We start from the raw sequence: 26,353 nt of genomic DNA on the forward strand, positions 1-26,353 counted from the left end.
AGAAGAGTTATTAGTTTTTATATTAAACTTTCTCCTTTGACGGTTTCCCTGAATTTTATGAGAAGTGGCAAGTACACTATACGGGAATAGCGTAAATTCCGCGGGCAACGAGCCAGGCGGACGTGCTTGCACGTACATTTGGCGACTGCCGCGAGAGTCAGTAGGCTGCGCCCGCCACCCCGCAGGGGATTACCTTAATCAGCACATAATCCAAAATAATGTTCGTTATGCCGCCTGTAAGGGAAAGCCCAAAGCCAGGACCGGGTTTTCCCGCTGCAACAAGGAAAATCTCAAAAATAATACTGAGCATTGCAAACGGTATCAGAAGAAAAATGGGTACGGCATAGGCTTCACAAAGAGAATACAGCATTTCATCTGCGCCCATTGCGTGTAAAATCGGTTTTCTAAATACAATGCCAATGATACAGAAGACCGTACTGACAATGACAGCAAACTGTAATCTTCCCGGTTTGCTTCACCGAATCTCTGGAAATGGACAATTTCGCGGGCGCGCAGGAACCGGATGGGATCTGCCACTTCCTGGTCTTTTACCAGACGCAGAATGTTGTCGTAAGTGCTGCGGGCTTTCTGTTCTGCAGCCAGGTTCTCGGTCAGATCAGTAATGGGATCCCCTTTGGACTGGAATTCACAGGCATTGAAAGGAATTCCTCCTGCGGCCTGAGGCCACAGTGCCAGCGTGTGATCCACATAATATTTGTCAAAGCCGGAAGCCTTGATTTCTTCCGGGGTCAGGTCTTTGGTCAGCTGATAAACAATGGTGCAGATCATTTCCATGTGGGCCAGTTCTTCGGTACCTGCATTGTGCTCAGAAATGTTCCAGGTTAAGTCTTATGCGGACAAGCCTGGTACCTTCAGCTTATCTATATATAGCTTTGTAAGCTATGTAAGAAATCACACCATCATCAATTTCAATCATGTGTGCTTTACGAAGTCGCCTTTTTGGGAAAAATCGGATATATTATAGAAAAGCATACAATCATACCAAAATATAAAAAGCTGGAGGTTTACATGAAGTACAATGAAAAACAAATTTTTCGGAAATCAAGTATTGAACGTGTTTCTTCTCCTGAACAGCTAAACGATTATATCCGCGTATCCAATCCGAGCGTATGGATGATGCTGGCGGCGGTGATTGTTTTGCTGGCGGGGGTATGCGTCTGGGGGATTTTTGGGCGTCTTGAAAGTAAGATCCTTTCTGCGGGGACGAGTGAAAACGGCATTTTTATCTGTTATGTTACAGAGGAAGAAGCCGCTAAGATTAAAACGGGAATGCTGGTAAAGGTAAATGGGAATGATTTCGCTGTTTCTGAAATTGCCGAAAGTCCCATCGCCGTAGACGCGGATATGGATCCTTATTTGATGCATCTCGGAGGTTTTTCTGAGGGTGCGTGGATGTATGAGATAATTGCAGATGTGGATATTCCAGACGGTACATACAAGACTGAAATCGTGACAGAAAGCGTATCGCCGATGTCGTTTATACTGAATTGAGAGGAGAGTCTGAAGATGGGTACGACAAAGATAAAGCAGCCTGTCAGAAACGGCAAGGTGAAAGTTCCTGTGGTAATGCAAATGGAAGCGCTGGAGTGCGGCGCGGCTTCTCTCACGATGATCCTTGCATATTACGGGAAATGGATACCTCTTGAGCAGGTACGCGCCGACTGCGGCGTATCGCGCGACGGTTCCAACGCAAAAAATATCCTGAAAGCAGCACGCAGCTATGGGTTGGTCGCAAAGGGCTATCGCTATGAGCCGGAGGGTTTAAAAGAGAATGGAAAATTTCCCTGTATCATTCATTGGAATTTCAATCATTTTGTAGTGCTGGACGGCTTCAAGGGCAGCAAGGCATATCTGAACGACCCTGCAAAAGGGAGTTATTCCGTGCCCATGGAACTATTTGACAAGTCTTTTACGGGGATTTACCTGATGTTCGAGCCTTCAGAGAGCTTTGAGCCGGGCGGAGCCCCCAAAAGCATACTGAAGTTTGCGAAAAAACGGCTGAAAGAGGCCAAAACAGCAATGGTATTTGTGGCGCTGACAACGCTGATTACCGCTCTGTTGGGGATTATCACCCCGGCATTCTCACGGGTTTTCCTGGATAGGCTGCTTACCGGTGAAAACCCGGAATGGTTTTTGCCGTTTATTTTTGCACTTGGAGGAATAAGCGTGATACAGCTTATTGTGGAATAGATCAAAGCTGTGTATTCGCTGAAAATAAACGGTCAGCTTTCGGCGGTGGGAAGCACCGATTATATGTGGAAGGTTCTTCGGATGCCGATGGAATTTTTCTCCCAGCGTATGGCGGGGGATATTCAGCAGAGGCAGGGAATGAATGCTTCGGTTGCCCGGTCATTGGCAGAGACTTTCGCGCCGTTGGCGTTAAACACGGTTATGCTGGTGTTTTATTTTGCTGTAATGCTCCGCTACAACCCGATTCTGACGCTGGTGGGGGTGGCCTCTGTCGTAATCAATCTTGTGGTCTCAAAGATTATATCCAATAAGCGCATGAACATTACCCGAGTACAGATGCGTGATGCGGGAAAACTCGCAGGAGCTACCGTGGCGGGGATTGAAATGGTGGAAACCATCAAGGCCAGCGGAGCAGAGAATGGATTTTTTGAGAAGTGGGCGGGCTATCAGGCCAGCGTGAATACCCAACAGGTGCGTTTTGAACGTCTGAATCAGTATCTTGGCATGATTCCTGAGCTTGTGGCGTCACTGGCTAATATCGCTGTACTGATACTCGGAGTTTATTTTACAATAGATGGGAAATTTACAGTGGGCATGATCATGGCATTTCAGGGCTTTTTAGGTTCTTTTACCGAACCTGCGCAGACGTTGATTTCGGCGGGACAGACGCTCCAGGAAATGCGCACGCAGATGGAGCGCGTTGAAGATGTGATGGAATACCCGACGGATGTGAATTGCAGCAGAGATGGGATTTTAGAGGATGCGGAGTACAGCAAATTATCGGGCAGCGTGGAACTTAAAAACGTCACGTTCGGCTATTCGCGTCTTGCCAAGCCTCTGATCAGGGACTTTAATTTAACGCTCAAAACTGGCAGCCGCGTGGCCTTTGTGGGCACATCAGGCTGCGGAAAATCCACGCTGTCAAAGTTGATTTCGGGACTTTACCAGCCCTGGGAAGGCGAAATCTTATTTGATGGAAAGCCCATAGAAAAAATTGACAGAAGTGTTTTTACCGGATCGTTGGCGGTGGTGGATCAGGATATCATTTTGTTTGAGGATACAATCGCAAACAATATCAAAATGTGGGATGATTCGATAGAGGATTTTGAGGTAATCATGGCAGCCCGGGATGCGCAGCTCCATGAGGATATTATGCAGCGTGACGGCGGCTACAGTTACAAAATCACCGAGGGTGGCAAGGACTTTTCGGGCGGCCAGCGGCAGCGAATGGAGATTGCCCGTGTGTTAGCCCAGGATCCGACCATCATCATTCTTGACGAGGCCACTTCTGCGCTGGATGCAAAAACGGAATTTGAGGTTGTAAGATCCATAAAAGACCGTGGAATTACCTGTATTGTTGTGGCCCACAGGTTATCAACCATACGTGACTGCGATGAAATCATCGTGCTTGACAATGGAGAGGTTGCAGAGCGCGGAACACATGATGATCTGTACGAAAGAGGCGGCATCTACACACAGCTTGTAACAAACGAATAAAGGTGGTGAAAATAAGATAATGGGATGGTTTGACGAACAGATAAAACAGCGGAAACAAAACGATCAGGACGTTTTTGCAGATGCTTTTATCAACATTGCCGGCGCAGTGATGGGCAGTCATGTTTCAGCCGCGCTCAATGACGAGCGGCAGCAGATGAAAAACGCCTTTGACGAGATATTAAGATTTTATCATATAAATACGAAAGATATTCCCGACAATATCACGGACAGAAATGAACAGCTTGAATACTTGCTTCGCCCCCATGGAATCATGCGCCGCACGGTAACGCTCTCGAAAGGCTGGTACAAAGATGCAATCGGAGCAATGCTGGGAATCCGTAAAAGCGATGGTATGGTTGTGGCGCTTATCCCCACGGGATTTTCAGGTTATCGTTACAGGGATATGGAAACAGGAAAACAGGTGAAAATAAACGGCAAAAACCAGGAGCTTTTCGAGGAAGAAGCGATAGCTTTTTACAGGCCGCTGCCGCTGAAAGCACTTGGAATTTCGGATTTGATGCGGTATATTCTGGGAACGCTTTCCCCCGCTGATTTTGTGATGACAGGCGCATCAGCGCTGGCGGTGGCGTTGATCGGAATGTTATCGCCGAAACTTAATAATCTGCTGTTTTCACGTGTTATCGAGGACGGCAGCACACAGATTTTGCTTGCGATTACGGTGTTTATGATTTGCGTGACACTCAGTTCCCTGCTGATAAACGGCGTAAAGTCGCTGATTACAGCGCGGATAAACACTAAAATGAGTATTTCGGTTCAGGCTGCAATCATGTCCCGCTTAATGTCGCTGCCCGCAGGGTTTTTCAAGAATTACAGTTCAGGAGAATTATCTGCGCGGGCGCAATGCAGCAATTCGCTGTGCGAGATGCTGGTGTCTGTAGCGCTGACGACCGGGCTTACGTCTGTATTTTCACTTGTATACATATCGCAGATCTTTGTGTACGCGCCCGCGCTGGTGATACCGTCCCTTATCATTACGCTTGCTACAGTGGCGTTTACAGGGGTATCGGCATTGGTACAGATGAAAGTCAGCAAAAAAAGATGGAGCTGTCCTCAAAAGAGAGCGGAATGTCCTATGGGCTGATATCGGGCGTGCAGAAGATTAAACTTTCGGGAGCGGAAATGCGTGCGTTCGCACGGTGGGGAAACCTTTATGCCGAAGAAGCGCGGCTTGCCTATAACCCTCCGATGTTTCTGAAAATAAACAGCGTTATTTCAAGCGCTATCTCCCTTGCAGGAACGCTTATGATGTATTGGATTGCAGTATCGTCAGGAGTGTCCGTAGCGGACTACTATGCATTCAATACTGCTTACGGAATGGTTTCCGGGGCATTTATCTCGCTTGCGGGAATTGCGTTGACTGTGGCGCAGATTAAGCCAATTATGGATATGGTAGAGCCGATTTTGAAGGCAGTTCCCGAAATTTCCGAGGGAAAGCAGATGATTACGCGGCTTTCGGGCAGCATTGAGCTGAATAACGTGTCCTTCCGTTACAACGAAAATATGCCCCTTGTGATTGACGATCTTTCGCTGAAAATCCGTCCGGGGCAGTATGTGGCAATCGTGGGTGCAACCGGGTGCGGGAAGTCTACGCTTTTGCGGCTTATGCTGGGCTTTGAATCGCCGCAGAAGGGTGCTGTTTATGTAGATGGCAAGGATATTGCGGCGGTGGACTTAAAGTCTTTCAGGCGCAAGATCGGCGTGGTAATGCAAAATGGCAAGTTGTTTACGGGAGATATTTTCTCGAATATTATCATATCTGCACCGTGGCTTACTATGGATGATGCCTGGCATGCCGCCGAATTGTCAGGCATTGCAGAGGATATTCGCCGTATGCCGATGGGGATGCACACAATGATTTCCGAGGGCAGCGGCGGAATTTCGGGCGGGCAGCGGCAGCGGCTGATGATTGCCCGTGCCATCGCGCCGAAACCAAAAGTACTGATGTTTGACGAGGCGACTTCAGCCCTTGATAATCTTACGCAGAAAACGGTTTCGGAATCGCTGGACAGTCTGAAATGCACGAGGATTGTTATCGCGCACAGGCTCTCTACCATTAAACAGTGCGACAGGATCCTGGTGCTTGATCAGGGAAAGATTATCGAAGACGGGACATATGACCAGTTGATACAAAGGGGAGGTTTTTTCGCAGAACTGGTGGCCAGGCAAAGGGTTGACGATACCGCAGAATTGAAGGCATGAAAATTTTTTGGAAATTTATTGGCTCTCGGCGGTTTTGATTCGTATAAAAGAACAGAGGCGCGAATTACGTCTGTGATTATCAGTTTTTATACTGTAATCTGTAACAAAATGTAAAGGTAACTTAATCTCAGGAGGAAGGCACTATGGAAAAAAAAGACCTTATTGCAAAGGCAACACAGACAAAAATTGACGAAGAACTTATTGCAAAGGCAAAACAGGTAAACTCTGTCGAAGAGCTTATGGCTCTCGCAAAGGAAAATGGTTATCCGGTGGACGAGAAGGAGGCAGAGTTTTATTTTGGAAAGATTCACAAGACGGGCGAGTTATCGGATGATGAGCTTGATAATGTAGCAGGAGGCGGATGCCGTCCCAATCGTTGTAAATTCTGCGGAGGTGACCTTAACGCCGTCGAATCACACACTTATCCTCCAAATTTGACTTGCCCATACTGCGGTCAGTGGGAGTACTAAGGATAATATCCGTATTTTGCGGCAGTTTCCGCAAATAATGTTAAGGAGTGAATTGAGATGAGCCGGTACATATTAAATCCAGACATCGCCCTGCGCTCATGGCGGCTGGTGCCGTACGCATATTACAGAAAGGGCGTCCGTTACGCGAAAGGATTGAAAAAGGAAGAGTTTGAATTCCTTTTGAAGTGCGACGGTAAAACGGAGCTTGAGGGAGAACTGCCGCTTGCGGAAAAATTTTTGGATATGGGATTTATTGCTCCTGCAAAGGATGAGAGTAACCTGTCTGAATGGCAAAAACACCTCGACTGTGACAACCGCTATTTTCCTGCAATCAGCTGGATGATAACAGGGAAATGTAATTATAACTGCCTGCACTGCTTCAACGCTGCCGATAACGCTCCCATAATGAATGAGTGGACGCCTGAGGAAGCAAACAGGCTGATTGAGCAGGCGCAAAAGTGTGGAATCAATGCTTTTACGATTACAGGCGGCGAGCCTATGCTCCATAAGAATTTTTTTGAGATTGTGGAGAGTATTTATGCACACGGAATGCACCTTGAGGATCTGAACACGAATGGTTCTTTCCTTGACGGGACAGCATTGGAGCAATTCAGGAAAATCGGCTGTAATCCGCTGATTAAAATATCCTTTGATGGAATCGGGCATCACGACTGGCTCAGAAACCGCAAGGGGGCGGAGACGGACGCGCTTTTGGCAATTCGCCTGTGCGTGGAGAAGGGTTTTCGTGTAAAAGTGCAGACGAACGTTCATCGGCTCAATATCGAATCCATGTTGCCTACAGCGGAAATGTTAGACGAAATGGGTGTGGACGAAATGAGGGTGATCCGCACTTCAGAATCGCCGCGCTGGAAGGAAAATGCAGATGGTTCCTGCCTGGAGGTTGAGGAATATTACGAAAGTATGTTGGAATTTGCCGACAGATATGTTAAAAAGAAACACAATATGATCATAGATATATGGCAGTTTCTTACAGTGTTTCCACGAACAGAATCTTACCGCCTGCGCCCCGTTGAATACACTGCAGGAGAGTACCGGGACAGTATGCCCGTATGCCGTGGGAACAGAGGGATGGTTGCGGTTGCGGCAGACGGAAATGTTTACCCTTGTATGCAGATGTCAGGGTATTTTAGCGCGAAGAATAATTTCCTGGGCAATGTTAAAAAAGAGGGATTGCAGACAATTCTGCAAGAAGGGAGATATCTGAGGGAGGTCTGCACTACACTGGGGCAGTTGTCAGAGCACAATGAAACCTGCGCGGTGTGTCCTTATTTCAAACACTGCGGGGGTGGCTGCCGCGCGCTGGCACTGGCGATTACAGGTGATAAATTTGGCATTGATCCTGCAAAATGTCTGTTTTTCCAAAAAGGTTGGCACAGGAAAATCGAGGAAACGCTGCGGGGGTGGAAAAATGTGGCGCCTATGGAGGGCGAATGATGGAAGAGGAATTACGGCGGCTGTTTGACTTTCAGAAATTTTCGGAAAATCTGCGTCTTGCCGAAATGAAGGATGAAACTGAGAAACGTTACGGCGAGACGCTTTCAGATGAAGAACTGGAACAGGTGAATGCCGCGGGCGAATTTGTCCCGTTTGAAAGCCGGGAGGATAATTCCGATGATTGAACTGCACAAAAACACCGAATTTGAGCAGATTTATGCCAGGTTTAAGGATAAGGTGGCGCGATATATATATGGGAAAATACCGAACGAACACGACGCAGAGGATTTGATCTCGGACGTGTTCGTCAAAGTATTTAAGGGGTTTTCGGGATTTGATGAGACAAAGGCTTCCCTGTCAACATGGATCTACAGGATAACGCAGAATACCGTTATCGACTATTATCGGACGGCGAAGTCTGTTTGCGGGCTGCCGGAGGAACTTTGCTTTGAGGGAAACATTGATGAGGAAATGCTTAACGAGGAAACGCTCAATAGTCTTGCGGACGCCCTCGAACAACTCTCCCGGCGGGAGCGCGATATTATTATCCTGCACTATTATAGCGGGAAAACATTGAAAAGTATCGCAGAAATAATGGATATTTCATACAGTTATGTAAAGCTGCTTCACACAAAGGCTTTGAAAGTTCTGCGCGAAATAATATATGATGAAACATCCTGACAAACATGCTATTGATAATTCAGGCAGTCTTAGCTGATATAATACCTCTTAAGCAGACAATGGAAATAACCAAAATCTGCCTGGGAGGTGTTTTTATGGCTAAATCACCACATACGCCAGAATTTTGTGATATGAAGTTATATGGTACAATCATTCTCTCATACATTGTGAATGAGGGAGGTGTTGCCTGTATTGAAACATAGAGAATTTATTTATGTCGGCGAGCCTGTTCCGGAATTGAATGAGCAGGAACACGCAGCATTTCTTATGAATTTTCAAAAGTCAATCCTTTTATCATTGGAAAAACGGAATTTATTGACCGCTTCACAGAGAGAACGCTGTTTGCTTGAGCTTGAAAAACAATATCGTATAAATCAGAAAAAGCAACGTCAGGCATAACCGCTTGACGTTTTTACATAGTCAAATGAAATAATAGAAGCAGTGCGGTTCGACATACACCGCAAGGGTATACCTTTATGCCCTGTAAAAACGGGAAAAATTAAGGAAAGGAGATATTCTTATGTCAATAGATAAATACGAAACACTAAATCAGGAAAGAAAAATACAGCACACAAAAAGAAAGGTTGCCGCATATTGCCGAGTATCTACGGACAACGAAGACCAGGCAAATTCGTTTGAAAGCCAACAGCGTTATTTCAGACAATATATAGAGCGTAATCCCGACTGGGAGCTTTATGAAGTGTTCGCAGAAATAAAACTCGCTTAATTGATACAAAGGGAAAGAACAGAATATCGGATAAACCGCAGAAATAAAGGGCTTTCGGCACATTGGATGTGACCGAAGGCTCTTTATTTTTTTGCATAATCTTATGGTTGTGTGGAAGTAAGGGTGTAAATGAACCCTCCCCACAGAAATTTGAACCCTCTGTTTCTAAAAATTTGAACCCCCTAAAGGCAAAATCAAAATGTTTTATTTGTATCTTATAGTGTGAATAAAAAAAGAAATAGAATCAGACTTTTAGAAAAGCAGAATGATATGTAGGTACGTTATTTTGATTAGTAGGCATAGGATATTTGAAAGAAAAAAGCGGCAATAAAGGCTTTCGCTATATCAGATGAAAACGAAAGCCTTACTAATTTAGGACTGTTCAGAAGAAACGTGGTGTAGGTGAATAAATCCTTCCTACTATTGAATTTGAATCCCAGTCATTTTAATGTAGGATTGGGTATAAGTTTAAGTGCGGTTATAGTCTATTTTTGTCTCCCCATTCGCACATTCCATCAAGAATTGGTATTAAAGATTTTCCGCGCTCTGTAAGGCTGTATTCTACCTTTGGGGGAATCTGGGGATATTCTTTTCTGTGTACTAACTGATCTGCTTCCAATTCCTTTAAGGTAGAACTAAGCGTCTTATAAGAAATTTCCCCAATATATTTTTTCATTTCATTAAACCGGACAATACCAAATTCCATAAGCGTATAAAGAATTGTCATTTTGTATTTCCCATTGATGAGGGATAATGTGTAGCTAAAACCTGTTGTTTCCAGGCATTCTTGTGATATGCAGCGTTCGCCCATTTTTACACTCTCCTTTAGGTAAGTATATAACTTTCGTGTTAGTATCGCACTTAAAGGTGCGTACTTGTTTTCTGTTTTATTCTTGCTATAATTATAATATCAACAGCAGGAAAAGTCAATCCTGCAGGTAAAGGAGGCACAGACATGCAGAACTATGAGTATTTAGGAAAGCCGCTTCAGATTGGCAGACTGACCATTAAGAATAGGTTTTGTATGGCGCCAATTGGCGGCGGACAGCACCATCTTCCGGGAGGTGGTCTGAAAGACGAAACGATACAATATCTTGTAGAGAGGGCGAAAGGTGGCTTTGGCCTGATTTTTACCGGGGCAATCGCAGCCGATGGAACCGTTGACCCGTATACCGGGGTTGGGCCCACAATCTTGCAGAATCCAGATGCATTTAAGATGACAGCAACAGAACTAAATGAGCGGGTCGGTGCTTACGGTACGAAGGTGTTTGCTCAGATTACTATGGGACTTGGGCGGAATTACCCCAATCTTCCGGCACCGTCTTCTGTACATGTTTTCCGGCATCCGGGGGAAGTTTCACCGGAACTGACCCGTGACCAGATCAAATCTAAAATTGAGTCCGTTGTAAAGGCATCTAAAATTGCAAAGGATTCGGGTTTCTCTGGCGTAGAGGTTCATTCCATCCACTGGGGGTATTTGCTTGACCAGTTTGCCCTGTCCATGATGAACCACCGCACTGATGAATATGGCGGCAGCCTGGAAAACCGTTTACGGGCGGCAAAGGAAATTCTGGAAGGTATTAAGCAGGAATGCGGCAGTGATTTTCCAGTCAGTATGCGTCTTGGACTGAAAACCTTTGTAAAAGGATTTGAGCAGGCAAGTTTGACTGGTGAGGAGGAAATTGGCCGTACACTGGAAGAAGGGATTGAGATAGCGAAGCTGCTGGAATCCTATGGCTATGACTGTCTGAATGTAGATACAGGTATTTACGATTCCTTCTACTATGCCTGCCCGCCTATGTATATGCCGAAAGGGTATCTGGTGGAACTGGCAGCGAAGGCAAAAGAAGCCGTTAATATCCCGATTCTGGCAGGCGGCCGCATGAATGAAGCAGATATTGCGGAAAAGGCGATACGGGATGGTAAGATTGATGCAGTTGTCCTTGGGCGTGCTGCTTTAGCAGATCCGGAGTATCCAAACAAGGTGCTGACCGGACATACGGAGAAGATCCGTCCCTGCATTGCCTGCAATCAGGGGTGTATCACAAGGCTCCAGCAGGGAAAACAGCCTACCTGTGCAGTAAACCCGGCAGCAATGCGGGAAGTGAGGTATGCACTCCGTCCCTGCGTACAGCCGAAAAAGGTTGTGGTCGTGGGCGGCGGTGTTGCCGGTATGGAGGCTGCCAGAACCGCAGCCATGCGTGGACATAAAGTTTCTTTGTATGAAAAGAATGAGTCTCTGGGCGGCAATCTGATTCCTGGCGGCTCCCACAGCTTCAAAAAAGAGGTACGGGAATTAAATGCGTGGTATCAGAATGAATTAAAGGTACTGCCTGTGGAGATCCATACCGGGGAAGCTGTTACTGCTGACCAGCTCCGCAATATGGATGCAGATGTGATCATTGTGGCAGCAGGTTCCGTCCCTGTCACGCCGAAAGTGCCGGGAATAGATGATAAAAAGGTAATTGACTGTATGGAAGCATTTGCACATCCGGAAAAAGTCGGGCAAAAAGTCATGGTAATCGGAGGCGGTCTGGTTGGCTGTGAAATGGCATTAGAATATGCACAGGACGGCAAAGAGGTTACGGTTGTGGAAGCCCTGCCTAAGATTTTGTCGGCAGGTATCCCATCCCCGATTCCAAATGGCCAGATGATCCCGGATCTGTTTGAACATCATCATGTGGCTGTATTGGAGAACCACCGTCTTTCTGCTGTGGAAGATGGCAGGGTTATTCTGGAGAGCGATGGTCAGAAAAAGGCATTTGATGCAGATTCGGTTGTGATCGCAGTCGGTTTCCGTCCAGTTCCATCCATGGCGCAGGAGCTCCAAGGATGCGGTGCTGCCGTTTATGAGATTGGCGATGGTCAGAAGGTCAGCACGATCCTTCATGCTGTATGGGACGGCTATGAAGTAGGGAACAATATTTAATCTATTCATTATGGTATGAGGCAGAATGCTTTATATAATGTCAAAAAAATTTAAGGAGGCTATTACAATGAGAGCAGAATTAAAGGAATATCAGGCAGTAGAGGCTGCTGCAATGAAGTTTGTCAAGAGTGTTGCCGAGGGAAACAGCACATATGCAAAGGAGCTGTTCACGGATGAAGCTGTTTTGTTCGGCTATCTGGACGGTAAGCTGGAGCATGGCTCTATTGATCAGTTCTACCACAATGTGGATACCGTACCCGGCGGCGATAATTTCAAGGCTCGTGTGGACGTCCTGATGGTTGAGGAATCCCTGGCTGTTGTACGTGTGCTGGAAGAAGGCTGGGGCAACCGCATTGACTTTACGGATGTGCTGCTTCTGTTGAAGATGGATGGCGAATGGAAATGCGTTGCAAAGGCATATAACCAGAATTCCGATACCATTCAGAAATAACCGTCACAAGTAGAACAGTGGAGAAAGTGGAGAACAGGCGGGTATGCCGGAAATGCAGCCTTGCCTGTTCTTTTATAGGTGGCTGTATATGTCTGGATTTAAAACCACGCAGGAATTGTTGGAGGAGACGCCCGTAAGCCGTTTGGTCATCCGTTTAGGGATTCCTGCAATGTTCGGTCAGCTTTTTAATATTTTATATAACATTGTAGACCGCATTTTTATTGGTAAAATACCGGAAACAGGAAGCCTCTGCCTTGCGAGTATCGGTGTTTGTGCGCCGGCATTGACAGCCCTGACGGCTTTTGCATTTATGGTAGGGATTGGCGGGGCTTCTTATATGAGCATCAGCCTTGGGCGGAAAGAGGAGCGCAGGGCGCGGGAGATCATTGGAAATGCCTTTTTTATGATTTTAGTTATATCGGCGGCAGTAACTCCCCTGCTTTTACTGAACCGGGAAAAAATACTATACTTGCTGGGCAGCAGCAAAGATATGTACCCTTACGCAGAAACTTATTTTACAATATATGTCTGCGGGACTTTTGCATCGCTTCTTGGATGTGGGATGAACCAGTTTATTCTGGCACAGGGGTTTGCAAGGCAGGGCATGTTTTCAGTGGCACTTGGAGCTGTGGTAAATGTGGTTCTTGACCCTATCCTGATTTTTGGGTGCAGTATGGGGATTGCGGGTGCAGCATGGGGAACTGTTATTGCACAATGCTGTACTTGTGTTTATGTAATCTGTTTTCTGCGCAGCAGGATTATTCCGGTACGCCTGTGCCCAAGCAGGCTGCAAAAGAAGATTGTACTTAGAATCTTGTCCATAGGATGCATGTCATTCATGATTACGATATTGGATAACCTGATCATTATTTTTCTAAATACTTCGTTACGGAAATACGGCGGAGATTCGCAGGGGGATTTATTGATTACCTGTGCTACGGTTATCCAGAGTTTTATGACGATAGTAGCCTGTCCTGCACAGGGGATCACGACAGGATGCGGAACGATATTCAGTTTTCACTATGGGGCAGGAAATGATACAAAGATCCGGCAGGCTTTCCTTTATGTGTTTTTATTATGCGGAGTATACATCGGAACATTGGGAATTGCAGTGCAGGTATTACCGGAGGTGTTTGCAGGATTTTTCTTGAAGGAGTCAGGCACAATACAGTTGACCGCGGGCAGTATCCGTATGTATACGTTTGCATTGCTTGGTATTGCAGTACAGTATGCCTTGGTAGATGGTCTGACTGCAATGGGAAAGGTCAAATATGCGCTTCCGTTGTCGCTGTTTCGTAAAATTGTATATATGATATGCCTTTGCATTCTGCCGTTGTTTCTGGATATACGATATGTTTTTTATGCAGGGACGATATCAGATGCGGTGGGTGCTTTATTCAGCCTGATATTGTTTTGGGGTGCAATCAATCCCAGAATAAGGCGTGAATTGAGTAAAGAAAGGATGGTCAGACATGGATAAATATAATGCCACAGGCAGGGTAAAAAAAGCCATTGATATCATATTGGGATTGCTGTTTATAGCATTATTGGGGTATTCCTTTACAGGCGCTCCCTTCCATGAGGTGGCTGGCATTGTATTTATTGCAATGACCATAATTCATAATATCATCAACATAAAGTGGTATAAAGCGATAAAGAAAGGTATTTATAACAGGAAAAGAAAGATTGCGGTTGCTGTAAATTTTGCCTTAGCGGCAGATATGGCATCTATTTTGTTGACAGGCATTATCAATTCCAGATACTTGTTCCATACAGGCATCCATATGGCGGGTATTGGACGGATACATGCTGTTTTAGCTTTGGCCGGATTTGTGCTTATTGCGTTCCATGTACTGGTTCATACATTTGGCCGCGTACAAAAGAAATATAAGGTACTTCCGGCTGCTCTGGTAATACTGATCTCCCTTCTGGCGGTGCTTATGGATGTATGGCTGCTGCCCTATGTTAAGAGACATTTTCTGACAGTTGAGGTTGATCAGGAAACGGCTATCTCAGGTGAAAGCGTAGATTTTAACGGCAGAAAGATTCTGACCGTATATTTTACGAGGGTTGGCAATACGGACTTTGCTGATGGTGTGGACGCAGTCTCCGGGGCATCCCTGCTGCTCAATGAGAAAAAGGAATTCCTGGGGAACAGCCAGGTGATCGGGCAGATGATACAGGATGCTGCAGGCGGGGATATTGTTTCCATCAACACGAAAGAACATTACCCGTCTTCCTATTCCGATACTGTATCGGCGGCAAGTGAGGAAATGGGGCGTCAGGAACTGCCGGAGCTTGTGGATATGCCGGAAAATATTGATGGGTATGATTTGGTATTCCTTGTGTTCCCATTATGGTGGGATACGATACCGAAACCTGTAGAGGCGTTCCTGAATCGTTATGACTTTTCAGGGAAATCTGTCATACCTGTGGTGACCCATGGCGGAGGCGGTGCAGGCAGAAGCATAGAGGACATAAAAGCAGTGTGCAGCGGGACAGTTGTGGAAGAACCATTGGAGATATACTGCGGCGATATACCATATTGCAGGGAGCAGGTGACAGAATGGCTGAAAGGATTATGAAAGCCGGATTAAAGAATAGGTTTTGGTATGGCTTATTATAAAAAACAAGAAGGACGAAAAAAGGAGGAATCGTTGTATGAGTAAGAAAATTGTTGTTATTACAGGAAGCCCGCGCAAAAATGGTAACAGTTTTGCCATGACGGATGCGTTTATCAAGGCCGCCGAGGAGAAAGGGCATACAGTTACCCGTTTTGATGCCGCCTTGAAAAAGGTAGGTGGATGCCGTGCCTGTGAAACATGCTATTCCACAGGGAAAGCATGTACCTTTGATGATGACTTCAATACGATAGCGCCAGCTATTTTGGAGGCAGACGTTATTGTATTCACGATGCCGGTCTACTGGTACTCTATCCCGGCACAGATCAAGGGTGTCATAGACCGGATATTCTCTTTCGTAGTAAGCGGTAAAGACATTTCTGGCAAGGAGTGTGCGCTGATCACCTGTTGCGAGGAAGAGGATATGTCGGTCATGGATGGAGTCCGTATCCCCATGGAGCGTATGTGTGCTTTGAACAAATGGAAAATGGTTGGCGAGGTTCTGATCCCTGGGGTTCTGAATGTGGGTGACATTGACAAGACGGATGGCTGCAAAAAGGCAGCGGCTTTAGCAGATGAGATTTAAGGAGGGGAATATGGGCAAGAAGATTGTGATTCTAAATGGAAGCCCCAGGAAAGCGGGGAATACAGCAGCTTTGACAGCAGAATTTACGAAAGGCGCAAAAGAAGCAGGAAATACAGTTACAGAATTTTTCCTTGACGGTATGGATATCCATGGCTGCAAGGGCTGCTTTGGCGGTCATAGCAGCAGGGAATGCCCTTGTGTCCAAAGAGATGATATGGATAAAATTTATCCTGCGGTAAAAGAATGCGATGTGGTCGTACTTGCCACACCGTTGTATTACTGGAATATGAGCGGTCAGATTAGGACTGCCATTGACCGCCTGTTTGCATTAGAGGAAGGCGATGGGAATCTCCTGAGAGGGTATGGCAGGGCTTCGGCACTGCTGATGGCTGCGGAAGGAAATGGTTTCGATGATGTGCTTCTTTACTATGACCATTTGATGGAACATTTGAAATGGGAAAACCTTGGGGCTGTACTTGCCGGAGGGAATGGGCATGTGGGTGAGATTGAAGGGAAACCAGAACTTCAAAAAGCCTACGAGCTTGGAAAATCAATTTGATAACTCAATGAAAGGAAATGCTAATTATGAATAAAATCAATTTACCGCAGGCGGCAAAGCTGACTTCTCCGAATCCGGTAAGCCTTGTATGCACACAAAAGCCGGATGGCTCCACGAATCTTGCTACAGTGTCCTGGTGGACATATCTTTCTTTCAATCCGAACATGATCGGGTATGCTATGGCAAAGACTTCTTACAGCGGAGAAATGGTACGGAATAATAAGAAAGTTATCCTTACAATTCCCGGTACAGAAATAGCCGAAGCAGTGATGGGCTGTGGAAGTACTACAGGCCGCGATACGGATAAAGTTGCCCAATTTGGTATTGAACTTACAGAAGTAGAGGGCAGTGACATTAAGATTCCTGTCCATAGCCGTGTGGCAATTGTATGTAGCATGAAAGAATATCACGAGGTTGGTGACCATTACCTGTATATTTGTGATGTAGAACAGGTTTATGGCAATGAAGTGGAGGAAGCCCTGTTTGCATGGAATGGGTATTCCCAAGTGCATCCGGCGAAGTAAGGAGGCTGATTCGATATCATGTTAATAGATAACGCGTTTGTAAAGAGCGTAATCATTATAAAGTAATATAATCAAGGTTTTTACAGGCTTTATGAACCAGATAGGAAAGTGTGAGGGAGGTTGATGACATCGGACGCATAGTAATAGAATTTAATGAGCAGGATTCAGATGCTGTTGAAAAAATAGTGTGTGCGGTGAATCGCCATCCTGCTTTTGAGGAACTGTGGTTAAGCAATGATGAGGTTCTGTGTCTTTCGGAGTTGGAAATTTATCCTGGCCGTAGAAAGGTTTACTGCTATGGAAAGGAAATTGAACTAAAGGCAAAGGAATTTGATCTTCTTTGCCTTTTGGTAGTTAATAAAGGATATGTTCTTACTTATACACAAATTTATGAAAAGCTATGGGGGCAAGATTCTCTTGGCAATGAAAACAATTCAGTGGGCTGTCATGTTCGTAGTCTGCGGAGAAAATTGTATAAGGAATATCCGAACACTCCATTTATAATTCGATGTTTTCGTAGTATTGGATATTGCCTTGAAACAAAATTATAATAAGTGTTACATAGGACGGTTTGAGAATTGGAACCGCATAAAATTTACTGTTTTTAGTGTTTCCCCGTGGAATAACTATATTCACATTTGTATATGTGCATATGGCTATTCCACGGGGGAATTTTTGTACTCAAGAGAATTTAAGGACTTTTTTTGTGCGATTGTGCCGTTGTGTTGAATATTGCTTACACAAATTATTCTGCCAAACCTGAAAATCAGACTGTTTCTTTGTACTTGCTATGTTATTTCAGAGAGAATATTTTATCTTTTCATAACATCTTATGTCAGATTACATTCTGTTAATTTTTCGTGTCGTAACTTGCGTTTTTTTATCGTTTCGATATCGTTTCATTACCGTTTCGCTACTATTTCATTTTATATAATTTCCCCATTGACAAGCTGTTGGGGAAAGGCTGAATTATATGCTGTGTATCCCCGGAAAGGGGATGCCATGAATCTACCACGGGCAGGGACAGGCTTCATGCCTTACATACCAAAACAATATATGCTTTCTGTACATACCGCAGTCCTTGAGGGGATTGCGGTATTTTTTCATTCGACATATTCCCTGCCAATCCCCATAAGTCCACCAATATGCACCACCTTTTTTAAGACGAGCGCACCTGCCTTACGGCGGGTGCGTTTTTTCGTTGTCGGAAAAAGGCTCTTTCTGACATTTTATCAATCCCGTGCGCCGCCTTCCAGTCTTGAATTTTCTGTTTTCAAAAATTTCAGGACTGGAGGAAATCAAAGTGAAAATTAAATATGAATTTGCAGATGGGACAGTGTCGGAAATCAAGGTGGAGGAATCCATCGGTGCCGTCATCATTGAGGACAGGCGGCTGGAGGACAACCTTGCAAGGAAGGAACGCTATCACTGCCATTCGCTGGATGCCGTGGAGTTTGAGGGTGTGGAGTACGGCACGGAAGAAACGCCGGAAGCGATGCTTGCCGCCATGGAAGAGGACAGACGTGTATATGAGGCTTTCCATAAGCTCTCTAAGGTGCAGCAGAGGAGGCTGTTAAAGCTGGCGGGCGGTATGTCAATCCGGGAGATCGCACGGCAGGAAGGCACGAATTTCAGGACCGTGCATGAGTCGGTTGAGGCTGGAAGGAAAAAATTTAAAAAATTTTTCTGAAAAACACCCCATCAAAACAGCCTCCAAATCTCCGTATAGTGAAGGGCATAAAATCCCGCCCTTTAGAAATCGGAGGTGGAAAGGTGAGGCACACATTGAGGATCAGTGTTTCAAAAGAACCGGCGGCGGAAGGGATCGTGAGCTGCCGCAATGTCTCCGTGAGGGAGCGTTTCCTGCGCTTCCTCTTTGGGGAGAAACAGAGGCTGACCATCATCGTTCCGGGCGGTTCCGTCCGGGAGCTGGCAGTCAGTGAAGTCATGGAAGGAGGAAATGTACATGGGAAAAGTGAAGTTACTGCTTGACGTCATCGGGGATTTACGTTCCCTTGCAGACAGCCTGCAGGCCGTTGCGGATGCGGTGGCGGACAACGATGCGGCAGAGGCGGAGATGACGACCACGAAGGAGCCGGAGGAGACCGGGAAAGCGGGCAAGACAGTGAAATCCGCAAAGAACATGGCGAAGAAGGATGCGAAGGCGGCAAAGCAGGAGCCGGAGGAGAAGCCGCTGACGCTGGAGGAAGTGCGGGCGGTACTGGCGGAGAAGTCCCGCTCCGGACACACGGAGGAAGTGAGGGCGTTGCTGAATAAGCACGGTGCGGATAAGCTGTCAGAGATCGACCCGGCGGAATACCCTGCGCTGCTTGCGGAAGCGGAGGTGTTGTGATGGGGAGACACGCATTACTGTCCGCATCCTCCAGCCACCGGTGGCTTGCCTGCCCGCCGTCGGCAAGGCTCTGTGAAAATTACGAGGATACGGGCAGCGAATACGCGCAGCAAGGCACCGATGCCCACAGCCTGTGTGAACACAAGCTGAAGCTGTCCCTGGGCATGGAAACGAAAGACCCTACAGAGGGGCTTGCCTTCTACGATGAAGAGATGGAGGAATGTGCCTGCGGCTATGCGGAGTATGTCCTTTCCCTTGTGGAGGAGGCCAAGAAAAACTGCAAAGACCCGGTGGTGCTGATTGAGCAGCGGCTGGACTTCTCCCGGTATGTGGAGGAAGGCTTCGGCACCGGCGACTGCGTCATCATCGCAGATGGGACTTTGTATATCATTGACTACAAGCACGGCAAGGGCGTGGAGGTTTACGCAGAGGGAAATCCGCAGATGATGCTGTATGCCCTGGGTGCATTGGAGCTGTTCGACGGCATCTATGACATTGACACCGTCCGCATGGCGATTTACCAGCCGCGCCGGGAGAATGTCAGCGTGTATGCCATGGCGAAGGATGACCTTCTTATATGGGCGGTGGGTGAGCTTGCCGAAAAAGCAAAGCTGGCCTATGCCGGGGAGGGCGAGTTCTGCGCCGGGGAACACTGCAGGTTCTGCAAGGCGAAGGCAGCCTGCAGGAAGCGGGCCGAGTACAACCTGGAGCTTGCAAAGTATGACTTCGAGATGCCCGCCACGCTGGAGGATGACGAAATCGCGGCGATCCTCGTGAAGGCGGATGAGCTGGCGGCATGGGCGGCAGACGTGAAGGAGTTCGCTTTGCAGCAGGCGTTAAGCGGCGTGAAGTATGCCGGATTTAAAATTGTTGAGGGCCGTTCCAACCGGAAGTACACGGATGAGGACGCTGTGGCGGATACCGTGAAGAAGGCGGGCTTCGACCCGTATGAGCCAAAGCTGCTTGGAATTACCGCCATGGAGAAACTGCTCGGAAAGAAGAAGTTTGCGGAGATTTTAAAGAGCCTTGTGGAGAAGCCGCAGGGCAAGCCTGCGTTAGTCCCGGAGAGCGACAAGCGCCCGGAGATGAACACGGCGCAGGAAGATTTCAAGGAAGATTAGTCAGGAGGAAAATCATATGTCAAACACAGCCAATAATCCAACAAAGGTAATCACCGGCCCGAACACACGGTGGAGCTACTGCAACGCATGGGAAGCGAAGGCAATCCAGGGCGGCACGCCGAAATTTTCTGTTTCCCTCATCATCCCGAAGTCGGATAAAAAGACCATTGCCAAGATTGAGGAAGCAATCAAGGCGGCATACCGTGAGGGCGAGGCGAAGCTGAAGGGGAACGGCAGGAGCGTTCCTGCGCTTTCCGTGCTGAAGACCCCGCTGCGTGACGGGGATGTGGAGCGTCCGGATGATGAAGCCTATGCGGATTCCTATTTCGTCAACGCCAACAGCTCCACGGCTCCGGGGATTGTGGATGCGGACCGGCAGCCGATTTTAGACCATTCCGAGGTGTACAGCGGCGTGTACGGCAGGGCGAGCATCAATTTCTATGCTTTCAACAGCAATGGCAATAAGGGAATCGCCTGCGGCCTGAACAATTTACAGAAAATCCGTGACGGGGAGCCTTTGGGCGGGCGTTCCCGTGCGGAGGATGACTTTGCGGATGATGCCGGGGATGATGAGGATTTCCTGTCTTAACGGCATAACAGGAACACACTGCCGGGTGGCGGGGAGAGGGCATCTTCCTTTTCCCTGCCGCCCTTAAGGCGGTGAAAGGAGCTGGTGGAATTGAAGTCTTTAGGAATCGACTTGGAAACATTTTCGTCTGTGGATCTGACCAAATGCGGCGTTTACCGGTATGCTTCTTCGCCGGATTTTGACATCCTCTTATTCGGATACAGCGTGGACAGCGGCGAAGTACGGGTGGTTGACCTTGCCTGTGGTGAGGAAATTCCTGCAGATATCGTGGCGGCGCTCTCGGATGACTCCGTCATTAAGTGGAGTTACAATAACAATTTCGAGCGCGTCTGTCTGTCAAATTATTTCGGCACATGGTTCGAGCCTGGGAGCTGGCGCTGCACGATGGTGTGGGCGGCTTACCTCGGCCTCCCGCGGTCGCTGGAGGATGTGGGCGCGGTGCTTGGGCTGGAGAAACAGAAGCTGTCCGAAGGGAAAGAGCTGATCCGGTATTTCTGCGTACCCTGCAAGCCGACCAAGGCAAACGGCGGCCGGATGCGGAACCTGCCCGAACACGACAGGGAGAAGTGGGAGCGGTTCAAGGCATACAACCTCCGTGATGTAGAGGCAGAGATGCAGATACAGCAGAGGCTTGCCAAATTCCCCGTGCCGGAGTTCATATGGGAGGAATACCGGCAGGATCAGGAAATAAACGACCGGGGCATCGGGGTGGACATGGAGATGGTCAAACAGGCAATCGCCATGGATGGGCGATCCAAGGCGGAACTGTCGGTTGCAATGAAGGAACTGACGGAACTGGAAAACCCGAATTCCGTGCAGCAGATGAAGCGGTGGCTTTTGGAGAACGGGGTGGAAACGGATTCGCTGGACAAAAAGGCGGTGGCCGCAATGCTGGAGGGTGCGCCGGAGCCTTTGAAAACTGTGCTGACGCTCCGGCAGCAGCTTGCCAAGTCCTCTGTGAAGAAATACCAGGCGATGGAGAATGCGGTGTGTGCGGACAGCCGGGCGCACGGGATGTTTGCTTTCTACGGTGCTAATAGGACCGGCCGGTATAGCGGACGAATTATTCAATTGCAAAATCTGCCTCAGAACCATATCCCCGATTTGGCCCAGGCAAGGGAGCTTGTGAAAGCAGGGGACTTTGATGCCCTTGCCATGCTGTATGAGGATGTCCCGGATACGCTCTCGCAGCTCATCCGCACGGCTTTTGTGCCGCAGAACGGCAGGAAGTTCATCGTGGCGGATTTTTCCGCTATTGAGGCGAGGGTGCTTGCGTGGCTTGCCGGGGAGCGGTGGGTGTCAGAAGTGTTTGAAAAAGGCGGTGACATTTACTGTGAAACTGCTGCCCGTATGTTCCACTGCAGGGTGGAGAAGCATGGTGAAAATGCGGAACTAAGGCAGAAAGGCAAGCAGGCTACGCTGTCCTGTGGATACGGCGGATCAGTCGGTGCTTTGAAAGCAATGGGCGCACTGGAAGCAGGGATGACGGAGGATGAGCTGCAGCCGCTCGTGGATAGCTGGCGGGAGGCGAACCCCAATATCGTGCAGCTATGGTGGGATGTGGATCGTGCCGCGAAGGAATGCATCAAAAAGAGGATGCCCACAGAGACACACGGTATCAGGTTTGATTACCAGAGCGGCATGATGTTCACCACGCTCCCATCGGGCAGACGGCTCGCCTATGTGAAGCCGCGTATCGGGGCGAACCGTTTCGGCGGGGAGTCCGTCACCTACATGGGTGTGGGCGGCACAAAGAAATGGGAACGTCTGGAAAGCTATGGTGCAAAGTTTGTGGAGAACCTTGTGCAGGGTATTGCCCGCGACATCTTATGCCATGCCATGCAGACACTGAAAAACTGTGCGATTGTCGGACACATCCACGATGAGATCATCATCGAGGCGGACAGGAGGATGTCCGTGGAGGCTGTGTGTGAACAGATGGGCAGAACGCCGTCCTGGGCAAAGGGGCTGCTGCTCCGGGCAGATGGATATTCTTGTGAGTGGTATCAGAAAGATTAGGGGGTGTGCGATGGAACGGCTGCGGATTGAATACGGGACGGGATACATGGAGCTGAACGTGGAGGCGTTCTTCCCCTGCAAGATGCCGGCGATGAGGAAGGCCGCAAGGCTCATCAATTCATACTGTACCGATGAGGCAAGGGCGGAGCTGCTCTCGGAACTGCGGGAGATGGCGGACGGGTACAAGGCACTCTGCGATATGTACAGAGAAACAGAAGAGGCGCTTCCTGCGGATTCCCCGGAGCGGAGGCACTGGAGGGCGCAGTTCAACAAGACGGAAGCCCTCCGCAGAAGGATGGAGGGGAATATCAGATTGATTTCAGGAGGAGGAAAGGGATGAGCAGGGCGGCAATGCAGGGGTGCAGGGCGCATAATGACTGTTTCGCAAACAGGGGAGGCGTCTGCACCTGCTTAAAGGACAATGACTTTGGCGGGAGGGACTGCCCGTTTTACAAGCCTGCGGACACAGTCCGGGAAGGCCGGCGCAGGCAGGATGGAGGTAGATTTTATGGGAATCAGCAGATACAACAGTGAGGGATACAGCGACCCGACAAGCCATGTGGCGCTGTCGGGGATCAGGAAGGAGGAAAGGGCGGCAAAGCGGGCATACCGGCCGCTTGTCTATATATGCTCCCCGTTTGCCGGGGACAGGTCAGGCAACACGCAGAAGGCGAGGCGGTACAGCAGGTTTGCGGTAAAGAACGGCGCGATTCCGTTCGCCCCGCACCTGCTCTTTCCGCAGTTTTTGGATGACGGGAAATCTGCGGAGCGGGCAATCGGTATGTTTATGGGGATGGTGCTGCTTGGAAAGTGCGAGCAGCTATGGGTGTTCGGCAGCACCATATCCACGGGGATGGCGGCGGAGATTGAGAAAGCGGAGAAGCGGGATATGCCAATCCGCTATTTTACGGAAAACTGCGAGGAGGTCTGTAAATTATGAAAATGACATTTTACACGGCGAACTGCAGGGGGAACGCAAAGAACAGCCTTTATCCCAACAGGCGTGTCATTGACAATGAGGATGACTGCATGGAGGTGGCAGCGTTCGACCATGTGTGCGCGGAATTCAAGGGCTGCCGCAGGAGCGGGGACAATTTCCTCTCCTGCGATGTGGACGTGATGGACTGCGACAATTCCCATTCCGACAATCCGGCAGACTGGATTCATCCGGAAGATTTGGAAGAAAAAATCGGGAAGGATGTGGCGTTTGTTGTGGTGCCGAGCCGGAACAATATGAAGCCGAAGGAGGGGAAGTCCGCAAGGCCGAGGTTCCATGTGTACTTCCCGCATGATCCAATCACAGATGGGGAGGCGTGTGCGGCTTTGAAGAAAGCCATACAGCAGAAATTCCCTTTCTTCGATGCCAAGGCGCTGGATTCTGCCCGTTTCATTTTTGGGCATCCTGCGGACTCCATCTTTTGGCACGAGGGCGAGATCACCATTGACTGCATCGTGAAGCACCAGGGCGGCAGGGAGATACCGCAGGGGCAGCGCAACGCCACCATGTCCCATTTTGCCGGGCGCGTGGTGAAGCGGTACGGGGCTACGGAACGGGCGCAGGAGATTTTCATGGAGGAGGCGGCAAAGTGCAATCCGCCCCTGGAAGATGCGGAGCTTGCAATGATCTGGCAGAGCGCCTGCCGGTTTGCGGAGAAAGTGCAGGGGCAGGAGGGATATGTGGCACCGGATGCGTACAATGACGAGTTCGGGCGAGAGTCTTTAAAACCAGGCGATTACTCCGACATCGGGCAGGCGAAGGTGCTGACCAGGGAGTACGGCGTGGAGCTGCGCTATACGGCAGCCACGGATTACCTGCGTTTCTGCGGGCAGTATTGGGTGGAGTCCAAGCAGCAGGCAGTGGGAGCTGCAGAGGAATTTTTAGACCTCCAGCTTGCGGACGCGAAGGATGAGATCGCCCGGACGAAACAGGCGCTCATGGACACCGGCATTTCGGAGGATGCCATCACCTCCGGCGGCAAGTCGCTGGAAAAGAAGATCAGCGGCGGGCAGATGGACGCCTACCTTGCGTATCTGTCTGCCCAGGCATATAAGGCGTTCGTGATGAAACGCAGGGACATGAAGTATGTGGTTTCCGCACTGCAGGCGGCAAAGCCGATGCTGGAGATCAGCGTGTCTGACCTGGATAAAGACGGCTTTCTGCTGAACACGCCGGACGGCACCTATTACCTCCCGGATGGGCTGGAAGGGAAGCGTGACCACAGCCCGGAGGACTATATCACAAAAATAACGGCGGCAGCTCCCGGTGACAAAGGGGAGAAACTGTGGCAGGATTCTTTAAACACTATTTTCTGCAAAGACCAGGAGCTGATTGATTATGTGCAGCAGATCGTGGGCATGGCTGCGGTGGGGCGCGTCTACATGGAATCGCTGGTCATTGCCTACGGGGAGGGGAGGAACGGCAAGTCCACCTTCTGGAACACGATAGCCCGTGTGCTTGGCACCTACAGCGGGAATATGTCCGCCGACACACTTACGGTCGGGTGCAAGAGGAACGTGAGTGAAGCCGGAACTTGCCGAGGCGAAGGGCAAGCGGCTCATTATTGCCGCAGAGCTGGAGGAAGGGATGCGCCTGAACACTTCCGTTGTGAAGCAGATGTGTTCCACGGATGAGATTTTTGCGGAGAAAAAGTATAAGGACCCGTTCTCCTTCACGCCAAGCCATACCCTCGTGCTTTATACCAACCACCTACCAAGGGTGGGCGCAAATGACCCTGGGACGTGGCGGCGCTTAATCGTGATCCCCTTCCATGCCAGGATAGAGGGCGCAGGGGATGTGAAGAATTATGCTGATTTCCTCGTTTCGGAGGCGGCTCCGGCTGTCATGAAGTGGATCATTGAGGGCGCGCAAAAGGCAATCAGCCGGAACTTCCACATCCCTTCCCCTGCCTGCGTGGAGGAAGCCATCAAATCATACCGGGAGGACAATGACTGGCTTGGGCATTTCCTGCATGAGTGCTGCGAGGCCGATAAAACGTACCGGGAGAAGTCCGGCGTTCTGTACCAGGAATACCGCAGCTACTGTATGCGGACGGGCGAGTACACCAGAAGCACGGCCGATTTTTATAACGCGCTGGAGTCTGCCGGCTTTTCCCGAAGGAAGGCGAAGGCCGGCATTATCGTGTATGGGCTGCGGATAAAGGAGGAAGATTTAGAGGACTGAGAAAGCCCATGCTTTGGGGAAAGGTGCAGGTCGGTGCAGGTCTTGGTATAAACCCCCTTTAGGGCAGTTTTTTCAGCAAAAAATCACTTATAGAGGAGTTTTAGGTACGACTTGCACCGACCTGCACCCTAAAGGCTGGAATGATTGAAAAATAAGGGA

Annotated in this window: 30 protein-coding genes and 2 pseudogenes; 29 read left to right on the top strand and 3 right to left on the bottom strand. The window is 48.7% G+C overall.

The genetic code is table 11. The features are described 5' to 3' along the window. Nucleotides 1-157: 157 nt before the first annotated feature. Together C805_RS27540 and C805_RS0105525 are read right to left on the bottom strand one after the other, a co-directional pair. Complete coding sequence (locus tag C805_RS27540) at nucleotides 158-424, bottom strand: MATE family efflux transporter (RefSeq protein ID WP_371197648.1); 267 nt, start codon at nucleotides 422-424, stop codon at nucleotides 158-160. Beyond that, nucleotides 322-816, bottom strand: a pseudogene (locus C805_RS0105525) (manganese catalase family protein); the annotation flags it as partial. The gene C805_RS27540 and the pseudogene C805_RS0105525, both read right to left, overlap by 103 nt. Before the next feature lie 213 nt (nucleotides 817-1,029). Between C805_RS0105525 and C805_RS15165 the strand changes: the two are divergent. The 11 genes from C805_RS15165 to C805_RS15200 all read left to right on the top strand — a co-directional run bounded on the left by C805_RS15165 (nucleotide 1,030) and on the right by C805_RS15200 (nucleotide 9,261). Beyond that, nucleotides 1,030-1,512: a hypothetical protein gene (locus C805_RS15165; RefSeq protein WP_016214771.1), complete on the top strand. Its 483-nt coding sequence runs from the start codon at nucleotides 1,030-1,032 to the stop codon at nucleotides 1,510-1,512. A gap of 15 nt (nucleotides 1,513-1,527) precedes the next feature. Then, on the top strand, nucleotides 1,528-2,211 hold the full coding sequence (locus tag C805_RS27545) for a cysteine peptidase family C39 domain-containing protein (protein ID WP_016214772.1): 684 nt from the start codon (nucleotides 1,528-1,530) through the stop codon (nucleotides 2,209-2,211). Between the two features lie 63 nt (nucleotides 2,212-2,274). Then, on the top strand, nucleotides 2,275-3,708 hold the full coding sequence (locus tag C805_RS15170; RefSeq protein WP_371197649.1) for an ATP-binding cassette domain-containing protein: 1,434 nt from the start codon (nucleotides 2,275-2,277) through the stop codon (nucleotides 3,706-3,708). 19 nt (nucleotides 3,709-3,727) lie between these two features. Continuing rightward, nucleotides 3,728-4,810: an ABC transporter transmembrane domain-containing protein gene (locus tag C805_RS27100; protein WP_016214774.1), complete on the top strand. Its 1,083-nt coding sequence runs from the start codon at nucleotides 3,728-3,730 to the stop codon at nucleotides 4,808-4,810. Then, complete coding sequence (locus C805_RS27105) at nucleotides 4,795-5,928, top strand: ATP-binding cassette domain-containing protein (protein ID WP_016214775.1); 1,134 nt, start codon at nucleotides 4,795-4,797, stop codon at nucleotides 5,926-5,928. The genes C805_RS27100 and C805_RS27105 overlap by 16 nt, the downstream gene beginning before the upstream one ends. 143 nt (nucleotides 5,929-6,071) lie before the next feature. Beyond that, the gene (locus C805_RS15180; RefSeq protein ID WP_016214776.1) at nucleotides 6,072-6,398 is read left to right on the top strand and encodes a Nif11-like leader peptide family RiPP precursor; all 327 of its coding nucleotides are present in this window, start codon (nucleotides 6,072-6,074) and stop codon (nucleotides 6,396-6,398) included. Nucleotides 6,399-6,455: 57 nt separating this feature from the next. Continuing rightward, nucleotides 6,456-7,853, top strand: a complete 1,398-nt coding sequence (locus tag C805_RS15185) for a radical SAM/SPASM domain-containing protein (RefSeq protein ID WP_016214777.1) — start codon at nucleotides 6,456-6,458, stop codon at nucleotides 7,851-7,853. Next, the gene (locus C805_RS15190; protein WP_016214778.1) at nucleotides 7,853-8,038 is read left to right on the top strand and encodes a hypothetical protein; all 186 of its coding nucleotides are present in this window, start codon (nucleotides 7,853-7,855) and stop codon (nucleotides 8,036-8,038) included. The genes C805_RS15185 and C805_RS15190 overlap by 1 nt, the downstream gene beginning before the upstream one ends. After that, on the top strand, nucleotides 8,031-8,534 hold the full coding sequence (locus tag C805_RS15195; protein ID WP_016214779.1) for an RNA polymerase sigma factor: 504 nt from the start codon (nucleotides 8,031-8,033) through the stop codon (nucleotides 8,532-8,534). Before C805_RS15190 ends, C805_RS15195 begins: the two co-directional genes overlap by 8 nt. Nucleotides 8,535-8,726: 192 nt before the next feature. Continuing rightward, nucleotides 8,727-8,933 carry a hypothetical protein gene (locus tag C805_RS0105545; protein ID WP_022751164.1) on the top strand — a complete coding sequence of 69 codons (207 nt, stop codon included), beginning with the start codon at nucleotides 8,727-8,729 and terminating at the stop codon, nucleotides 8,931-8,933. A gap of 121 nt (nucleotides 8,934-9,054) precedes the next feature. Then, nucleotides 9,055-9,261 (top strand): recombinase family protein, encoded by a 207-nt coding sequence (locus C805_RS15200; RefSeq protein WP_016214780.1) that lies wholly within the window; start codon nucleotides 9,055-9,057, stop codon nucleotides 9,259-9,261. A gap of 478 nt (nucleotides 9,262-9,739) precedes the next feature. Here the strand turns inward: C805_RS15200 and C805_RS15205 are convergent, their stop codons facing one another. After that, nucleotides 9,740-10,072 (bottom strand): winged helix-turn-helix transcriptional regulator, encoded by a 333-nt coding sequence (locus tag C805_RS15205; protein WP_016214781.1) that lies wholly within the window; start codon nucleotides 10,070-10,072, stop codon nucleotides 9,740-9,742. A gap of 144 nt (nucleotides 10,073-10,216) precedes the next feature. Here C805_RS15205 and C805_RS15210 point away from each other — a divergent pair, with 144 nt between their 5' ends. The 18 genes and pseudogenes from C805_RS15210 (at nucleotide 10,217) to C805_RS15290 (ending at nucleotide 26,194) form a co-directional block, all read left to right on the top strand. Further along, nucleotides 10,217-12,190, top strand: a complete 1,974-nt coding sequence (locus tag C805_RS15210) for an oxidoreductase (protein WP_016214782.1) — start codon at nucleotides 10,217-10,219, stop codon at nucleotides 12,188-12,190. A gap of 67 nt (nucleotides 12,191-12,257) precedes the next feature. After that, nucleotides 12,258-12,641, top strand: coding sequence for a nuclear transport factor 2 family protein (locus C805_RS15215; protein WP_016214783.1), 384 nt, complete (start codon nucleotides 12,258-12,260; stop codon nucleotides 12,639-12,641). An 88-nt stretch (nucleotides 12,642-12,729) separates the two neighbouring features. Continuing rightward, a complete protein-coding gene (locus C805_RS15220; RefSeq protein ID WP_031201090.1) occupies nucleotides 12,730-14,121 on the top strand; it encodes an MATE family efflux transporter in 1,392 nt (463 codons plus the stop codon). Further along, the gene (locus C805_RS25280) at nucleotides 14,114-15,226 is read left to right on the top strand and encodes a flavodoxin (protein ID WP_016214785.1); all 1,113 of its coding nucleotides are present in this window, start codon (nucleotides 14,114-14,116) and stop codon (nucleotides 15,224-15,226) included. The genes C805_RS15220 and C805_RS25280 overlap by 8 nt, the downstream gene beginning before the upstream one ends. 76 nt (nucleotides 15,227-15,302) lie before the next feature. Then, nucleotides 15,303-15,848, top strand: coding sequence for a flavodoxin family protein (locus tag C805_RS15225; RefSeq protein ID WP_016214786.1), 546 nt, complete (start codon nucleotides 15,303-15,305; stop codon nucleotides 15,846-15,848). 10 nt (nucleotides 15,849-15,858) lie between these two features. After that, complete coding sequence (locus C805_RS15230; protein ID WP_016214787.1) at nucleotides 15,859-16,407, top strand: flavodoxin family protein; 549 nt, start codon at nucleotides 15,859-15,861, stop codon at nucleotides 16,405-16,407. Between the two features lie 26 nt (nucleotides 16,408-16,433). Then, nucleotides 16,434-16,931: a flavin reductase family protein gene (locus C805_RS15235; RefSeq protein ID WP_016214788.1), complete on the top strand. Its 498-nt coding sequence runs from the start codon at nucleotides 16,434-16,436 to the stop codon at nucleotides 16,929-16,931. A 110-nt stretch (nucleotides 16,932-17,041) separates the two neighbouring features. Beyond that, the gene (locus C805_RS15240) at nucleotides 17,042-17,482 is read left to right on the top strand and encodes a winged helix-turn-helix domain-containing protein (RefSeq protein WP_016214789.1); all 441 of its coding nucleotides are present in this window, start codon (nucleotides 17,042-17,044) and stop codon (nucleotides 17,480-17,482) included. Nucleotides 17,483-18,234: 752 nt separating this feature from the next. Continuing rightward, on the top strand, nucleotides 18,235-18,621 hold the full coding sequence (locus C805_RS15245; protein ID WP_016214790.1) for an RNA polymerase sigma factor: 387 nt from the start codon (nucleotides 18,235-18,237) through the stop codon (nucleotides 18,619-18,621). An 83-nt stretch (nucleotides 18,622-18,704) separates the two neighbouring features. Continuing rightward, on the top strand, nucleotides 18,705-18,923 hold the full coding sequence (locus C805_RS15250) for a hypothetical protein (RefSeq protein WP_016214791.1): 219 nt from the start codon (nucleotides 18,705-18,707) through the stop codon (nucleotides 18,921-18,923). Further along, nucleotides 18,898-19,284 carry a hypothetical protein gene (locus tag C805_RS15255; RefSeq protein WP_016214792.1) on the top strand — a complete coding sequence of 129 codons (387 nt, stop codon included), beginning with the start codon at nucleotides 18,898-18,900 and terminating at the stop codon, nucleotides 19,282-19,284. Before C805_RS15250 ends, C805_RS15255 begins: the two co-directional genes overlap by 26 nt. Further along, nucleotides 19,284-20,405, top strand: coding sequence for a DUF2800 domain-containing protein (locus C805_RS15260; protein ID WP_016214793.1), 1,122 nt, complete (start codon nucleotides 19,284-19,286; stop codon nucleotides 20,403-20,405). The genes C805_RS15255 and C805_RS15260 overlap by 1 nt, the downstream gene beginning before the upstream one ends. A gap of 16 nt (nucleotides 20,406-20,421) precedes the next feature. Continuing rightward, entirely contained in the window at nucleotides 20,422-20,994 is a 573-nt protein-coding gene (locus C805_RS15265; RefSeq protein WP_016214794.1) for a DUF2815 family protein, read from the top strand. A gap of 90 nt (nucleotides 20,995-21,084) precedes the next feature. Next, nucleotides 21,085-23,013: a DNA polymerase gene (locus tag C805_RS15270; protein WP_016214795.1), complete on the top strand. Its 1,929-nt coding sequence runs from the start codon at nucleotides 21,085-21,087 to the stop codon at nucleotides 23,011-23,013. Between the two features lie 10 nt (nucleotides 23,014-23,023). Then, a complete protein-coding gene (locus C805_RS15275) occupies nucleotides 23,024-23,353 on the top strand; it encodes a hypothetical protein (RefSeq protein WP_016214796.1) in 330 nt (109 codons plus the stop codon). Next, entirely contained in the window at nucleotides 23,350-23,547 is a 198-nt protein-coding gene (locus tag C805_RS15280; protein WP_016214797.1) for a hypothetical protein, read from the top strand. Before C805_RS15275 ends, C805_RS15280 begins: the two co-directional genes overlap by 4 nt. After that, nucleotides 23,522-23,953: a DUF7768 domain-containing protein gene (locus C805_RS15285; RefSeq protein WP_016214798.1), complete on the top strand. Its 432-nt coding sequence runs from the start codon at nucleotides 23,522-23,524 to the stop codon at nucleotides 23,951-23,953. The genes C805_RS15280 and C805_RS15285 overlap by 26 nt, the downstream gene beginning before the upstream one ends. Then, nucleotides 23,950-26,194, top strand: a pseudogene (locus C805_RS15290) (phage/plasmid primase, P4 family). The gene C805_RS15285 and the pseudogene C805_RS15290 overlap by 4 nt, the downstream one beginning before the upstream one ends. Nucleotides 26,195-26,353 lie beyond the last annotated feature (159 nt).

The organism is Eubacterium sp. 14-2, assembly GCF_000403845.2.
In the GTDB taxonomy this organism is placed as follows: Bacteria; Bacillota; Clostridia; order Lachnospirales; family Lachnospiraceae; genus Petralouisia.

Bases quoted from the DNA above. Each gene is read 5' to 3' on its own strand.
- C805_RS15165 (WP_016214771.1), top strand. From the start codon at position 1,030: ATGAAGTACAATGAAAAACAAATTTTTCGGAAATCAAGTATTGAACGT.
- C805_RS27545 (WP_016214772.1), top strand. From the start codon at position 1,528: ATGGGTACGACAAAGATAAAGCAGCCTGTCAGAAACGGCAAGGTGAAA.
- C805_RS15170 (WP_371197649.1), top strand. From the start codon at position 2,275: ATGTGGAAGGTTCTTCGGATGCCGATGGAATTTTTCTCCCAGCGTATG.
- C805_RS27100 (WP_016214774.1), top strand. From the start codon at position 3,728: ATGGGATGGTTTGACGAACAGATAAAACAGCGGAAACAAAACGATCAG.
- C805_RS27105 (WP_016214775.1), top strand. From the start codon at position 4,795: ATGTCCTATGGGCTGATATCGGGCGTGCAGAAGATTAAACTTTCGGGA.
- C805_RS15180 (WP_016214776.1), top strand. From the start codon at position 6,072: ATGGAAAAAAAAGACCTTATTGCAAAGGCAACACAGACAAAAATTGAC.
- C805_RS15185 (WP_016214777.1), top strand. From the start codon at position 6,456: ATGAGCCGGTACATATTAAATCCAGACATCGCCCTGCGCTCATGGCGG.
- C805_RS15190 (WP_016214778.1), top strand. From the start codon at position 7,853: ATGGAAGAGGAATTACGGCGGCTGTTTGACTTTCAGAAATTTTCGGAA.
- C805_RS15195 (WP_016214779.1), top strand. From the start codon at position 8,031: ATGATTGAACTGCACAAAAACACCGAATTTGAGCAGATTTATGCCAGG.
- C805_RS15200 (WP_016214780.1), top strand. From the start codon at position 9,055: ATGTCAATAGATAAATACGAAACACTAAATCAGGAAAGAAAAATACAG.
- C805_RS15205 (WP_016214781.1), bottom strand. From the start codon at position 10,072: ATGGGCGAACGCTGCATATCACAAGAATGCCTGGAAACAACAGGTTTT.
- C805_RS15210 (WP_016214782.1), top strand. From the start codon at position 10,217: ATGCAGAACTATGAGTATTTAGGAAAGCCGCTTCAGATTGGCAGACTG.
- C805_RS15215 (WP_016214783.1), top strand. From the start codon at position 12,258: ATGAGAGCAGAATTAAAGGAATATCAGGCAGTAGAGGCTGCTGCAATG.
- C805_RS15220 (WP_031201090.1), top strand. From the start codon at position 12,730: ATGTCTGGATTTAAAACCACGCAGGAATTGTTGGAGGAGACGCCCGTA.
- C805_RS25280 (WP_016214785.1), top strand. From the start codon at position 14,114: ATGGATAAATATAATGCCACAGGCAGGGTAAAAAAAGCCATTGATATC.
- C805_RS15225 (WP_016214786.1), top strand. From the start codon at position 15,303: ATGAGTAAGAAAATTGTTGTTATTACAGGAAGCCCGCGCAAAAATGGT.
- C805_RS15230 (WP_016214787.1), top strand. From the start codon at position 15,859: ATGGGCAAGAAGATTGTGATTCTAAATGGAAGCCCCAGGAAAGCGGGG.
- C805_RS15235 (WP_016214788.1), top strand. From the start codon at position 16,434: ATGAATAAAATCAATTTACCGCAGGCGGCAAAGCTGACTTCTCCGAAT.
- C805_RS15255 (WP_016214792.1), top strand. From the start codon at position 18,898: ATGGGAAAAGTGAAGTTACTGCTTGACGTCATCGGGGATTTACGTTCC.
- C805_RS15260 (WP_016214793.1), top strand. From the start codon at position 19,284: ATGGGGAGACACGCATTACTGTCCGCATCCTCCAGCCACCGGTGGCTT.
- C805_RS15265 (WP_016214794.1), top strand. From the start codon at position 20,422: ATGTCAAACACAGCCAATAATCCAACAAAGGTAATCACCGGCCCGAAC.
- C805_RS15275 (WP_016214796.1), top strand. From the start codon at position 23,024: ATGGAACGGCTGCGGATTGAATACGGGACGGGATACATGGAGCTGAAC.
- C805_RS15280 (WP_016214797.1), top strand. From the start codon at position 23,350: ATGAGCAGGGCGGCAATGCAGGGGTGCAGGGCGCATAATGACTGTTTC.
- C805_RS15285 (WP_016214798.1), top strand. From the start codon at position 23,522: ATGGGAATCAGCAGATACAACAGTGAGGGATACAGCGACCCGACAAGC.